The following is a 14,038-nucleotide window of genomic DNA, read 5'->3' on the forward strand; positions in this document are numbered from 1 at the left end:
GCGCCGCCGTCAGGCCGCTACGACGAAGTGATTCTGCCTGCCCAGTCCGTCGACCCCGCATTCCAGACGGTTTCCGGCGCGCAGATATTCTGGCGGATCCATGCCGTGCCCGACGCCGGGCGGCGTGCCTGTGGCGATGACATCGCCGGGATGCAGGGTCATGAAATGGCTGAGATAGCTGACGATATGGGCGACGCCGAAGATCATCAGTTCGGTGTTACCGAATTGTTTGCGGCGGCCATCGACTTCCAGCCACAGGCCGAGGCGCTGAGGATCCACCACATCATCCCGAGTGACCAGCCAGGGCCCGAGCGGCGCGAAGGTGTCGCAGCTCTTACCCTTCGTCCATTGTCCGCCTCGCTTGTTCTGATAGTCGCGCTCGGACAGATCTATGAAGGTGGCATAGCCGGCGACATGCTTCAGGGCATCCTCTTCGGAAACGTAGGACGTCTTTTCCCCGATGACGACCGCCAGTTCGACTTCCCAATCGGTGTGGCTGGAGCCCTTGGGGAGCTTGATATCATCCGACGGCCCTGTTAGCGCGCTGGTCGCCTTCATGAAAATGACCGGTTCGCTGGGCGGCTGGGCGCCGACTTCCTTGGCATGATCGCGGTAGTTCAGGCCGATACAGATTATCTTGCCTGTTCCCGATACCGGCACACCGAGCCGCGGCTTACCTTCGACAATCGGCAGTTTCTTGACGGGATGCGCGGCAATGGCCTTCAACCCATCCGACGTGAGGGCGGCGCCATCGATATCGGATACGATTCCCGACAAATCCCGGACGGCCCCATCCTCATCGATCAGGCCCGGTTTCTCGTCGCCTTTCTGACCATATCGTACCAGTTTCATGGTCGGGCTTCCCTCTCGTTCTAACTTTATGGGTTAGGATCGTGCATGGAGGGGGTGCGAAATGCAACGTCGACAAGTATTGGGCCTCGCCCTGATTGCATTCTGTTCCGGTCTTTTACCGGCAACGGTTCCGACGGGGTCGGCGCAATCCACCGGAGCATCGCAGACGGTCGATGTCGAAATTGTCCTCGCGGCCGACGGTTCGGGTTCCATCGACGATGAGGAACTGGCGCTTCAGCGTCGCGGTTATGCCGCCGCGATCACCCATCCCGATGTTGTAGGGACCATTGCTGGCGGCCTGCATGGCCGGATTGCCATTGCCTATATCGAATGGGGCGGCCCCTACTCCCAACACACGATTGTCGACTGGAGTCTGATCGACGGGCCGGAAAGCGCTGAAAACTTCGCGCAGCGCCTGATCCGTGCCCCCCGCGCGGCGCAAGGTTACAACTCCATCAGTGGGGCCATCGACTATGCCGTCCAGAAGATCAACAGCAACGAATTCAAGGGCCTGAGAAAGATAATCGATGTTTCAGGCGATGGTCCGCAGAATGGAGGTCGTCCGGTCCGGGCCGCGCGGGACGATGCCGTCTCCCAGGGAATCACCATCAACGCCCTTGTCGTGAAGTCACGCGGCGGCGGATATCCGGGGCCGAATGGTGAGCCTCTGGAGCAGCATTATCGAAAAGACGTGATCGGCGGCTTCGGTGCCTTCGTTATGACGGTGGATGAATCGATCCGATTCAGTGATGCGGTTCGCCGAAAGCTAGTTCTTGAAATTGCTATGAAATTAGGCAGTTTTGATTGACGAATCGGATCGGCACCTTTGCCCTGATGGATCAGAGGTATTGACCTAAACGGCGCCTTATCTATTAAGTTCACTCAACGGTAAACGATGCGATGGGACTGGGGAGACCACGTTCAGACGTGTGAAGGGCCACATTCGGCCCGCATCGGTCTTTCGGTCTTCACAACAATAACCTGCATCCTGACCGCCAACCGGTTCGGCATCCCGCAGCGGGAACTAGTCCTCCCATGGATGCCGGCATGACAACAGGGAAAGGGACTATCACATGAATAAGTCACTGGCGTTTCTATTCGCCGCGGGGCTGGCGGCCACGACGGCCCTGTCAACCGCGCAGGCCGAAACCCTGCGATGGGCGCGAGCCGGCGATTCGCTGACGCTCGACCCCCACGCACAGAACGAGGGGCCGACTCATACGCTGGCCCACCAGATGTACGAGCCGCTGCTGCATCGCGACATGGCGGGTCAGATCGTGCCGGCCCTGGCCACCTCCTGGGAGGCGACCGCCGACCCGAACATCTGGGAATTCAAGCTGCGTGAAGGTGTGAAGTTCCACAACGGCGAAGACTTTACGGCGGACGACGTCGTTTTCTCGCTGAACCGTGCGCTGCGCCCGACCTCCGCGATGAAGGAACTGCTGTCCTCCGTCGAAGAAGTCCGTAAGGTCGACGACCTGACGGTTCACATCGTCACCAAGGGTCCGAACCCGCTGATGCCGAACAACCTGACCAACCTGTTCATCATGGATGAAGGCTGGACGATGGCCAACGGCTGCGCCGACCCGCAGGACATCGCCAATGGCGGCGACAACCCCTGTGTCCGTTCGGTCAACGGTACCGGCGCCTACATGCTGGAAAGCCGCGCTCAGGACCAGAAGACGGTCCTGAAGGCGAACCCGAACTACTGGGGCATCGGCCAGTTCCCGCTGGAAGTCACCGAAATCATCTACACGCCGATTCAGGAGAGCGCGACCCGCGTTTCCGCCTTCCTGTCGGGTGAAGTCGACCTGATCCAGGACGTTCCGGTTCAGGATCTGGGCCGTGTTTCGGAAACCGCCGGCCTCGTGGTCAGCACCGCCCCGCAGAACCGGACGATTTTCTTCGGTCTTAATGTCGGCGACGCCGATCTGACCTCCGACAATGTCGAAGGCAAGAACCCCTTCGCCGATGTCCGCGTGCGTGAAGCGATGAACATCGCCATCAACCGCGAAGCCATCCAAAAGGTGGTGATGCGCGGCCAGTCGAAGCCGACCGGCGTCATCATGCCTCCGTTCGTCAATGGCTGGACGGAAGAGCTGGATAAGTATCCGGCAACCGATATCGACAAGGCGAAGGGTCTGATGGCCGACGCGGGCTATGCCGATGGTTTCGAAGTCTCGCTGAACTGCCCGAACGACCGCTACATCAACGATGAAGCGATCTGCCAGGCGGCCGTGGGCATGCTGGGCCAGATCGGCATCAAGGTCGCGCTGGACGCCAAACCGAAGGCGCAGCACTTCCCGCTGATCAAGAACAAGGAAACCGACTTCTACATGCTCGGCTGGGGTGTCCCGACCTTCGATTCGGAATACATCTTCAACTTCCTGGTCCACACCACGACCGACGAACTGGGTTCCTGGAACGGCACGCGCTATTCCAATCCGAACCTGGATCAGCTGATCGTCAGCCTGGCGTCGGAAACCGATCTGGATCGTCGCAACGAAACCATTGCGCAGATCTGGAACACGGTTCAGTCTGAAATCCTCTATCTGCCGATCCACCATCAGGTCCTGAACTGGGGCATGACGGACAAGATCGACTTCGCGGTTCAGCCGGAAGATCAGCCGCACTTCAAATATCTGAAGTACAAGATGTAATGGCTTGACGGGTTAGGGGCGGCTTGGCAAAAGCCGCCCCTTCTCGTTACACATTCTGGAAAGCGAAGACGATATGCTCGCCTTCATCATCCGCCGTATCGGGCAGGCGCTCCTGGTACTACTCGCGGTCGGGTTCGTTTCCTTCGCCATGTTCAAATTCATGGGCGACCCGCTGGAAAACCTTCTGGGTCAGGAAGCTACCCTCGCGGATCGCGCGGAACTGGAAGAGCGCCTTGGCCTCAACGACCCCATCCCCGTCCAATACGTCCAGTATCTCGGACGCGCGCTTGAGGGTAATTTCGGTGTCTCCTACCGCGTCGGACTGCCGGTCGGCGAAGTGATCCTGAACCGGTTGCCGGCCACGCTGGAACTGGCGGCACTCTCGGGTTTCCTCGCGATCTTCCTCGGGATCGTGCTCGGCATCTATACTGCCATCCGGCGTGACGGCTTCCTCGCCCAGACGGTCATGACGACATCCCTCATCGGGGTTTCGCTGCCGACCTTCCTGATCGGTGTCTTCCTGATCTGGGCTTTCGCCGTGAATCTCGGCTGGCTCCCCTCCTTCGGGCGCGGAGAGACGGCTTCGATATTCGGCGTGGAGCTGGCGATCCTGACCTGGAACGGGTTCAAATCCATGATCCTGCCGGCCATCACGCTCGGCCTTTACCAGATGACCCTGATCATGCGTCTTGTCCGGTCGGAAATGCTCGAAGTGCTTCGAACCGATTACATCCGGTTCGCCCGCGCCCGTGGCCTCAGCGACCGCGCCGTTCATTTCGGTCACGCGTTGAAGAACACGCTGGTGCCCGTGATCACCATCACCGGGCTCCAACTGGGGCTGATCATCGCCTTCGCGATCATCACGGAAACCGTGTTCCAATGGCCTGGGGTAGGACTGTTGTTCATCAACGCGGTGAACTTCGTCGACATCCCGATCATGTCGGCCTACCTGCTGCTGGTCGGGGCGATTTTCGTCACGATCAACCTGGTGGTCGATCTGCTTTATTTCGTCATCGATCCGCGTCTGCGTGCCGACCGCACCGGCGGAGGAGGTCACTGATGACCGACGCACAGCCAAAGGGCGCGGCACCGCGCCCGACCTTCGCCGGTTCGACCGGACCGAAAACGCGCATGGAACGGATCTTGGATTCCGACATCTGGTATTCGTTCAAACGGTCGCCGGTGACCATTGTTGCAACAACCGTGTTCCTGCTGCTGGTGACCGGCGCGCTTCTGGCGCCCGTGCTGTCACCCTACACACCGTTCGAGCCGGGCACACTCAACCTGATGAACGGGTTCACCGAGCCCATGACGGCGAACGAGTTCACCGGCGATTTCTTCACCCTGGGCACGGACGATCAGGGCCGGGACGTCCTGTCGACGATCCTGTTCGGCCTCAGGATATCGCTGTTCGTCGGGATCACGGCGGTCCTTTTCGCCATGACCCTGGGCGTGACCCTCGGCCTCATTGCCGGCTATATTGGCGGCTGGCTGGACGGCCTGATCATGCGCATCGCCGATATCCAGCTGACCTTCCCGTCCATCATGGTCGCAATGCTGCTCTACGGCATCGGCAAGGGGCTGATCCCGCCCGCCCTGCGCGATGAAATGGCGATCTGGGTGCTGATCGTGTCGATCGGCCTGTCCGAATGGGTGCAGTTCGCGCGAACGGTGCGTGGCGCAACGCTGGTGGAGCGGGAAAAGGAATATGTTCAGGCAGCCCATCTGATCGGCCTGTCCAAATGGAGCATCATGCTGCGTCACATCCTGCCGAATGTCGCCGGTCCGATCCTGGTCATCGCGACCATCAGCCTGGCGCTCGCGATCATCGCCGAAGCAACCCTCAGTTTCCTTGGCGTTGGCGCCCCGAAGACGGAACCATCGCTGGGCACCCTGATCAATGTCGGACGTCAGTTCATTCTGAGCGGTGAGTGGTGGATCCTGCTGTTCCCCTCCCTGACGCTGCTCGCGCTTGCCCTGTCGGTGAACCTGCTGGGTGACTGGCTGCGCGACGTCCTTAATCCGAAGCTACGGTGATCGAAATGAGCGAACCACCCGTCCTTTCGATTTCCGACCTGATCGTCGAGTTTCCGACACGAAAGGGCGTTCTACGCCCCGTGGACCGTGTCGGATTCGACATCGCACGCGGTGAAATCCTCGGCGTTGTCGGCGAATCCGGTGCCGGAAAATCCATGTGCGGTTCGGCGATCGTCGGTCTGATTGACCGGCCCGGCCGCATCACCGGCGGCGAAATCCGTCTGTCCGGCGAACGCATCGACAACCTGTCGCAGGAGAAGATGCGCCGAATTCGCGGCAAGCGTATCGGCATGGTTTTTCAGGACCCGCTCACCAGTCTCAATCCGCTGGTCCGCGTCGGGGATCAGATCGTGGAAACGATCCGTACCCATCTGCCCGTATCGGAACAGGAAGCCCGCCGGCGTGCCGTTGCTGCCCTTGAGGAAGTCGGTATTCCTGCCGCTTCCTCGCGTATCGACAACTATCCGCACCAGTTCTCAGGCGGCATGCGACAGCGTGTGGTCATCGCACTCGCCCTGGCGGCCGAGCCGGAACTGATCATCGCCGACGAGCCGACGACCGCGCTCGATGTTTCGGTCCAGGCGCAGATCATGGCCCTGCTGAAGCGGCTTTGCCGGGATCGCGGCACGGCGGTGATGCTGATCACCCACGACATGGGGGTGATCGCGGAATCCACCGACCGGGTTGCCGTACTCTATGCCGGTCGCCTGGCGGAAATCGGCCCGACTCGAGATGTGCTGAGCAGCCCGAGGCACCCCTATACAATTGGCCTTATGGCCTCGACCCCCTCGCCCACCGGTAAAGCGGACCGCCTGAGCCAGATTCCGGGCGCCATGCCGAACCTGCGCGCCATCCCGCCGGGATGCGCCTTCAACCCCCGTTGCACGAAGGCCTTCGGCCCCTGCACCTCTGAACTGCCCGTCCTAAAGCCGGTCGGCAAGAACGAGGTGGCATGCTGGCTGTTCGACGATGCGCTGACGGGCAACCCGAACAAGGCGGAGGAAAACGCATGAGCGATCAGACCCCGCTGATCCGCGCCGAAAACCTGACCTGTGTTTTCGATGTCTCCAAGCCCTGGCTGAACCGCGTGCTGGAACGTCGGCACAAGCAGTTCCTGACCGCAGCCCGTAACGTCAATTTCGAGATACCGAAAGGCAAGACCTTTGCCCTGGTCGGTGAGAGCGGCTCCGGCAAGTCCACCATCGGCAAGATGGCGGTCGGCCTGCTGCGTCCGACTTCCGGGAAGGTGACGGTCGACGGAACGGATCTGTTCGGCGCCCTGGACAGCAAGTCCACAGGCGCCCTGCGGCGACGGATCCAGATGATCTTCCAGAGCCCTTATGCCAGCCTTAACCCGCGCTGGCGCGTCGGCGACATCATCGCCGAACCGATCCGCGCCTTCCGACTGCTGGAGGGCGATACAGCAATCGGCAACAGGGTGACCGAGCTACTGGAGCAGGTCGGCCTTGCGGAGACGGACGGCCAGAAGTACCCGCATGAATTTTCCGGCGGGCAAAGGCAGCGCATCGCCATCGCGCGCGCTAGCCTCCAACCCCGAATTCATCGTGTGTGACGAACCGACATCCGCCCTGGACGTCTCGGTCCAGAGCCAGGTTCTGAACCTGATGAAGGATCTCCAGCGTGATCTCGGCCTGACCTATCTGTTCATCAGCCACGATCTGTCTGTCGTCCGTTACATGGCGGATCAGATCGGCGTGCTTTATCTGGGACAGTTGGTCGAAACGGCGGACCGGGACGACCTGTTCGATCACCCGCAGCACCCCTATACCCGGATGCTGATGGATGCCGCGCCCCGCGTTGACGCCTTCGGACGGACCGCGGACGCGGTGAAAGGGGAAATCCCCGATCCGATCACACCGCCGCCCGGCTGTCCGTTCCACCCACGGTGTCCGCTGGTGAATTCACGCTGCAAGACGGAAATTCCCCAACCCTTTACCAAGGGCGGGACAACCGTCGCCTGTCACGCAGCCGAAGAAGGTCGCGGTCACCCGGAAGCGGCCTGACGGTCCCGTTTCAGGATTTCCGACTATCGACAAGGCGGGAGCGGATCAGGCCATAAAACCGGTCCGCTCCCGCCCTGACGTCGTAGCGCCAACCGATATGCGTTCCACAGGCACCGCATATCGCAACGCGCCAGTCGAACCCGGGAAACCAGGTGAACTCGGACCGTCCTTCGTGGGGCGACAATAGTCCCCAGGCATCGTCGAAGCAGCGGATCGTGAAGACCTGCCCCATGGGATTGAAGACCGTGTGCTGATGGGAATCGCGCCGCACGGTCGCCAGCGACTCCCGGGTCACGGACGCCCCGCATTCCGCGCAGAACAACTGGTCGTCTTCCGCAGTTTCGACGTCGGAATCCGGCTTGCCCGCCGTCAGTTCGTCCAGCATCGTGACATCCTCGTTCAGCCGCTTCAGGGAGGGTAGCGTTGCAGCGTTTCACTGGCAAAAGAGCAGTTGTCACCGCGGCCGGTGCCGGCATCGCACGGCGCATTGCCGAGAGGCTGCTGGACGAAGGGGCCTCGGTCTATGCCGGCGACATCGACGTCGGGGCCTTGGACACCCTCCCGGAAACCATCGGCCGTTCATCTGTCGATGTCGGCGATCCGGTCTCCGTTGATCAGTTCTTCGACGCGGCACTCGATGCGCTTGGCGGGATCGACATTCTGATCAATGCCGCCGGAACGAAGGGCCCGACCGGCCCGATCGAAGTTACCGACCCGGTGGCCTGGCAGGCCTGCATCACGGTCAACCTGACCGGCGCCTATCACTGCATGCGCCGCGCCCTGGGACCGATGAAGCAGCAAGGCAGCGGGTCAATCGTCAACTTTTCGTCCACGGGCGGGCTATACGGGTATCCCGAACGCTCCCCTTATTGTGCGGCAAAATGGGGAATTATCGGCCTGACCAAGACCGCCGCGGTGGAGGCCGGTCCCAACGGTGTGAGGGTCAACGCGCTGTGCCCCGGTGCGGTCGAGGGTGACCGGATGGACAGGGTCATCGCTGCCGAAGCCGAGAGTACGGGCCGAAGCGAAGCCGAGATCCGCACGGACTATGTCAAAGATACCAGCATGCGCTGCTTCGTGACGGCCGATGATGTGGCGGAAGCCGCTCTCTTCCTGTGTTCCGACGCCGGGCGGCGGATTTCCGGCCAGGCACTCCCCGTGGACGGTCACACAAGCATGCTGTGACCGTCGCCCATATCCGCACGGCTCTTGCGTGATCAGAGGAACGGTGTTTCCGCAACCTTCTGCCGGGCGACCGCTATCGCGTCCTCCAGCGATATGGTGTTGCTGAACAGGGCCCGGCCAATGATCGCGCCGGAAATGCGCGGCAGGTGTTTCAGCACCGCCACATCGTCCAGGCTGCGCACCGTTCCGGCGGAAATTACGTCGATTTCCAGATCCTTCGCCAATTGCGTGGTATGGGCGAAACTCGCCTCCGGAAGGTCGATGTCCATATCGATATCGGTGTAGATGATCGCCGCAGCGCCGATATTCTGAAACTCCCGCGCCAGTTCGATCGGCGTGAACATGGTTTTCTCGCGCCACCCCTCGATGACCACCCTGCCCTCGAAGGCATCAATGCTGACCAGAACCTTGTCCGGCCAATGCGAGCATGCCTCCCGCACGAAGGTGCGGTCTTTCACGGCGGCAGTGCCCAGCACGATCCGTTCCGCCCCGGCATTGAACCACCATTCGGCGGACGCCATCGTCCGGATCCCCCCGCCGACCTGGCAGGGCACATCCACCGAGTTCATGATCTCGGAGAGAACTTCGCCATTATGCTCGCCGCCTTGCAGGATGCCGTCGATATCAACCAGGTGCAGCCATTCGGCCCCCTTGCTGACGCAGGACTTCGCCGCGGCCAGGGGGGATACGCTGAACTCTTCAACTTCTGCGACGTCGCCGCGTACCAGGTTCACGCATTTACCGTTTTTCACCTGAATCGTCGGATAGATGATCATGGCGATTTCCTCCATGGATGCTCGACGCCTGCATCGCGCGTCGCGTCACGAGACAATCCGTCACGGACCGTCCACATGATCGAACCAGTGCGACATGCCGTTTCTTATGAGCGACAGTCTATCAGATCACATCAGATTTCCGGCATGAAAGGTATCAGGGCGCGAGGAACCGGCCCGGCCGGTTGCCGCATGCCGCGCCGTCCCGCCATACGGCACTGCCGTTGACGAAAACGGCCTCAATTCCCCGGGAAGGACGTTCCGGATCGTCATAGTCGGCGACATCCAGTACCGTCTCCGGATTGAACAGAACCAGATCGGCCGCCATTCCCGCTGCGATCTGCCCACGTTCCTCCAACCCGAAGGTGCGGGCCGACAACCCGGTCATCTTGTGAATGGCCTGCTCCAGGCCCAGCGTCTTCTTTTCGCGCACATAACGCCCGAGCACGCGCGGAAAGGTTCCCCACAACCGCGGATGCGGATTGGGCATGCCGGGCAGGCCGTCCGACCCGATCATCGCCGCAGGATGGGCCATGATCCGAACCAGATCCCCCTCGTCCATCTGGAAATAGATCGCAGCGGCCGGATGAAGCTTTTCGGCGACTGCCTCCGGGCTCAGGTTCCATTCCGCGCAAAGATCGCTCAACTGGCGCCCGGCGGCTTCCGGATGGGGCTCGCTATGGGTGATCAGGACCTGGTCCGCATCGGCGACATATTTCGGCAGTAGCGACGTCGAACTGGCGGTGTAGGGATAGACATCCAGGGCGATGTCGGTGCCGGACGCCATTGCCTTGTTCAGGAGGGACAAGGTCTCGACGCTGCGTCCATAGTTCTTCGGCCCGGAACATTTGTGGTGCGAGACGACAGTCCGTACCCGCGCCGTGCCTCCGGTATGGATCGCCTCCTCCAGGGCCTCGATGACCTGGTCGCCCTCGTCCCGGATATGACTGGTATAGATGCGCCCGCCAACCTCCGCCAGGACACGTGCCAGCGCGATGATTTCCTCTTCCGGGGCCTTGCTGGCGGGCGGGTAGTCCAGGCCCGTCGAGAAGCCGATTGCGCCCTCCAGCAAGGCCTGGCGCAGTGCATCGGCCATTGCTGCGGCCTCGTCATCGGAGGCCGGCCGATCCAGATCATCCCCCATTGCCGTGACCCGAAGTGAGGAATGGCCAACCAGCAGAGCCAGATTTATCGAAGACGGGGTCCGATCCCAATCCGCGCGATAGGCCGCCACCGTCGGATAGGTGAAGTCATGCAATCCGCCCAGCAAGGTCAATGGCGCCGGAAACGGTCCCCCGCTCGCGAAGGGCGCAACGCTGATGCCGCAATTGCCGGCAATCACGCTGGTCACCCCCTGGGAGACCTTGCAGCACATATCCGGCGATTTGAAGACCGCCAGATCGTCATGGGTATGAACGTCGATGAAACCGGGGCTCAGGACCCGCCCGCGCGCGTCGATGCGCTCATCTGCTGTCCATTCGGCAAGGTCGCCGACGGCCGCGATCCGGTCGCCTTCCACCGCAACGTCCGCCACAAAGGCAGACGCGCCCGTGCCGTCCACGACCGTTGCCCCTTCGAAGATCAGGTGACAGCGTTCCGTCACAGGCCCTTCCTGCCCGGGACCGTTTCGTGCCTAACGGCCCTTCCATTGCGGTTTGCGCTTCTCCGCGAAGGCACGCGCGCCCTCTTTCTGATCTTCAGAATGATAGAGAGTTCGGATGGTGGCAAACTCTTCGCGGTTCATCCGACTGATCGCATCCTGAAAACGCATGCCTTCCGTCTCGCGGAGAACCTCCTTGATGGCTGCGAAGACCAGTGGCGGGCCTTCGGCCAGAAGGCGTGCCTTCTCCCGCGCCCGCTCCATCAGACGGTCGGCCGGCACGACCTCGTTCACGAAGCCCCAGCGGGCCGCTTCCTCGGCATCGAGACGCCGCCCGGTGAACAGCATTTCCATGGCGATATGATAAGGAATACGGCGCGGCAGCTTGATCGTCGCGGCATCCGCGATGACGCCCGAATTGATCTCCGGCAGCGCAAAAGTCGCATGGTCCGCGGCGACGATGATGTCACAGGACAGCATCAGTTCAAAACCGCCGCCGAAGGCAATGCCGTTGACCGCCGCAATAACCGGCTTGTTCATATTGGGGAGTTCCTGCAACCCGCCGAATCCGCCAACGCCATAATCCGAATTGGCCGCCTCTCCGTCGGCCGCCGCCTTCAAATCCCATCCCGGGCAGAAAAACTTGTCCCCGCCCCCGGTCAGAATGGCACAGCGCAGATCGGGATCGTCCCGGAACTCCGCGAATACGCGGCCCAGTTCGCGACTGGTGGCGGCATCGATCGCGTTGGCCTTCGGCCGGTCCAGAGTCACTTCCAGAACGTGACCGTCCCGAACGGTTTTCACTGGATTGTCGGTCATGATGCTCCCTTTCCTATCGCACGATTAGTCTGACCAGCGGATCAGCGCATCCGCCGCCACCACGCCCTGCCCGTCGGGAAGAACAATCAGTGGATTGATATCCAATTCCTCCAGGCGGTCGACATGCGCCTCGACGAAACGGGCAACGGCCAGGACAGCGTCAATCACCGCGTTCCGGTCGCCTGCAGGTTTGCCACGGTATCCCGCAAGTTGCCGGCCGACCAGCAACCGGTCCAATACATGACCGACATCCTCGGCAGAAACCGGAAACAGCAGAACGGCCGTATCCCTGAGCAGTTCCGCCAGGATGCCGCCAGCACCGATCATCAGCATCGGCCCGACCTGGTCGTCTCGGCTCACACCGACAATGATTTCACAGACCGCATCGCGCGCCATCCTTTCGACGATGAAGCGGTCGGAAAGCGCCGACATGCGTTCCACCGCGGCCGCGACCGCATCGGAGTCGGCCAGATTCAGGGCGACGCCCCCTGCTTCGGTCTTGTGTGCCAGCGCGGCGGAGCATGCCTTCACGACAACGGGGTAACCGATGGCCTCCGCCGCCGCGACCGCTTCGCTGGCATCAGAAACAAGCGCCCCTTCGGGCAGCGCCAGCCCAAATGCCTGCAGCGCCTTCTTCGACCGCCATTCGTCGAGCACGGTCGACTGTCCCACGGTGCGCGGTCCCGGTGCGACCGGTAGCGGTTTGTCGAGCGCCCTGGAACGCGCCTCGGCATACCATGCCGCGCGATCCACCGCCTTGAGTGCGTCATCAAACCCCTGAAGCGGCACGACACCGGCGGCCAGAAAGCGTTCGCTCAACGCCACGGGCATGTTCTCCGGCAGGCTGGACGCAACTGCCGTGGGACGGCCGCTCACGGCCGCCGCTTCGATGATCGCATCCATCGCTTCCGGCCAGCCGAAGAGGTCCAGCCCATGCCGATCCGGCGTATCGAGCGCCAGAATCCCGGCATCGACATCCTGCTTGAGAGCTTCCGTGAAGCAGGCCGTCATCGCCGGTCCGTTGCCCCAGATATAGGTGTGGTAGTCGAGGGGATTGTCGATGGTAACCTTCTCCCCCAGGACTTCCAGAAGGGCTTCGGCGCGATCCCTGGCAAAGGGGGGCATTGTCAGGCCGATCTTCTCCGCCAGATCCGCAAGAATGCCCGCCTCGCCGCCTGAGCAGCTCATGGTCAGTATGCGCCGCCCGCTCAGCCCGGGATGGACGTGTACGAATTTCAGTATCTCCAGGAACTGCGGCAGGGTTTCCGCCCGAATTACCGCGAGACGATCGCAGAGAGCGTTAAAACCCGCGGAAGACCCCGTCATGGAACTGGTATGCGACAGCGCCACCCGGGCGGCCGCATCGGACTCCCCGGTCTTCAGTACAACCACGGGGATGCCCTGACGCGCGGCCTGCAGCGCCGCTTCACAGAAACCCGGTATGTCGCCGACGCTTTCGATAAACAGACCGATCGCGGTGACACGCTCATCCCGCAGCAGGGAGCGCATGACCGATGGCACGCCATCCTTCGCCTGATTGCCGAGTGCCGCCAATTGCGCCACCGGCAAACCGCGCTCCTGCATCGACAGGCTGATAGCGACGTTTCCGCTCTGACTGATCAGGGCTACACCCCGGTCCACGCGCTTTCCGCCATGGTCGTCAGGCCAAAGCGCTACACCGTCCAGATAGTTGACCGCCCCATAACAGTTCGGGCCCAGCATACCCATGTCGCCAGCAGCGGTTAAAAGCCGCTTCTGACGATCCAACCCAAGTTCCCCGGTTTCCGCAAAACCGCTGGCATAGATCACCACGCCGCCGGCCCCGATCGCAGACAATTGGCCGACCGCGTCGATTGTGGGTTCCGCCGGAATGGCCAGGAAAACAGCATCGGGCGGTTCGGGAAGATCGGCTATCGATTCAAGGCTGGCAATTCCTGCCATCGTCGGACGGGAGCGGCTGATCGGATAGATCGGGCCATCGAAGCCGACCTTCTGACATTCCAGCACCACTTTTTCCGCCTCTCGGCCCCCGATCGCAGCAATGCTGCGCGGCCGAAGGAGGCGATCCAACCCCACCGCGGCCATTTT

12 protein-coding genes and 1 pseudogene are annotated in these 14,038 nt (G+C 61.7%); 7 read left to right on the forward strand and 6 right to left on the reverse strand.

Annotation, left to right across the window (positions count from 1 at the left end; all coding sequences use genetic code 11):
- Positions 1-9: 9 nt before the first annotated feature.
- Positions 10-852: a fumarylacetoacetate hydrolase family protein gene (locus R8L07_19695; protein ID MDW3207765.1), complete on the reverse strand. Its 843-nt coding sequence runs from the start codon at positions 850-852 to the stop codon at positions 10-12.
- Between the two features lie 61 nt (positions 853-913).
- On the opposite strand from R8L07_19695, the gene R8L07_19700 reads away from it, so the two are divergent.
- From R8L07_19700 to R8L07_19725, 6 genes and pseudogenes are all read left to right on the forward strand, one after another.
- A complete protein-coding gene (locus R8L07_19700; GenBank protein MDW3207766.1) occupies positions 914-1,660 on the forward strand; it encodes a DUF1194 domain-containing protein in 747 nt (248 codons plus the stop codon).
- 265 nt (positions 1,661-1,925) lie between these two features.
- Positions 1,926-3,512 (forward strand): ABC transporter substrate-binding protein, encoded by a 1,587-nt coding sequence (locus R8L07_19705; GenBank protein MDW3207767.1) that lies wholly within the window; start codon positions 1,926-1,928, stop codon positions 3,510-3,512.
- Positions 3,513-3,585: 73 nt separating this feature from the next.
- The gene (locus R8L07_19710) at positions 3,586-4,572 is read left to right on the forward strand and encodes an ABC transporter permease (GenBank protein MDW3207768.1); all 987 of its coding nucleotides are present in this window, start codon (positions 3,586-3,588) and stop codon (positions 4,570-4,572) included.
- A gap of 71 nt (positions 4,573-4,643) precedes the next feature.
- Positions 4,644-5,549: an ABC transporter permease gene (locus R8L07_19715; protein MDW3207769.1), complete on the forward strand. Its 906-nt coding sequence runs from the start codon at positions 4,644-4,646 to the stop codon at positions 5,547-5,549.
- Between the two features lie 5 nt (positions 5,550-5,554).
- Complete coding sequence (locus tag R8L07_19720; protein MDW3207770.1) at positions 5,555-6,562, forward strand: ABC transporter ATP-binding protein; 1,008 nt, start codon at positions 5,555-5,557, stop codon at positions 6,560-6,562.
- Positions 6,559-7,573 (forward strand): annotated as a pseudogene (locus R8L07_19725) (ATP-binding cassette domain-containing protein). The gene R8L07_19720 and the pseudogene R8L07_19725 overlap by 4 nt, the downstream one beginning before the upstream one ends.
- A 10-nt stretch (positions 7,574-7,583) precedes the next feature.
- Here the strand turns inward: R8L07_19725 and R8L07_19730 are convergent.
- On the reverse strand, positions 7,584-7,958 hold the full coding sequence (locus tag R8L07_19730; GenBank protein ID MDW3207771.1) for a cereblon family protein: 375 nt from the start codon (positions 7,956-7,958) through the stop codon (positions 7,584-7,586).
- Positions 7,959-7,996: 38 nt separating this feature from the next.
- Between R8L07_19730 and R8L07_19735 the strand changes: the two genes are divergently transcribed.
- Entirely contained in the window at positions 7,997-8,758 is a 762-nt protein-coding gene (locus R8L07_19735; GenBank protein MDW3207772.1) for an SDR family oxidoreductase, read from the forward strand.
- Positions 8,759-8,790: 32 nt separating this feature from the next.
- Here R8L07_19735 and R8L07_19740 read toward each other — a convergent pair whose 3' ends face one another.
- The 4 genes from R8L07_19740 to R8L07_19755 form a co-directional block, all read right to left on the reverse strand.
- Positions 8,791-9,534 (reverse strand): 1-(5-phosphoribosyl)-5-[(5-phosphoribosylamino)methylideneamino] imidazole-4-carboxamide isomerase, encoded by a 744-nt coding sequence (locus tag R8L07_19740; GenBank protein MDW3207773.1) that lies wholly within the window; start codon positions 9,532-9,534, stop codon positions 8,791-8,793.
- Between the two features lie 154 nt (positions 9,535-9,688).
- Positions 9,689-11,134 (reverse strand): D-aminoacylase, encoded by a 1,446-nt coding sequence (locus tag R8L07_19745; GenBank protein ID MDW3207774.1) that lies wholly within the window; start codon positions 11,132-11,134, stop codon positions 9,689-9,691.
- A 30-nt stretch (positions 11,135-11,164) separates the two neighbouring features.
- Entirely contained in the window at positions 11,165-11,950 is a 786-nt protein-coding gene (locus tag R8L07_19750; protein MDW3207775.1) for a carnitinyl-CoA dehydratase, read from the reverse strand.
- A 24-nt stretch (positions 11,951-11,974) separates the two neighbouring features.
- Positions 11,975-14,035 (reverse strand): acetate--CoA ligase family protein, encoded by a 2,061-nt coding sequence (locus R8L07_19755; protein ID MDW3207776.1) that lies wholly within the window; start codon positions 14,033-14,035, stop codon positions 11,975-11,977.
- Positions 14,036-14,038: the final 3 nt, after the last annotated feature.

The organism is Alphaproteobacteria bacterium, from assembly GCA_033344895.1.
Classification (GTDB): domain Bacteria; phylum Pseudomonadota; class Alphaproteobacteria; order UBA8366; family Aestuariispiraceae; genus Pacificispira.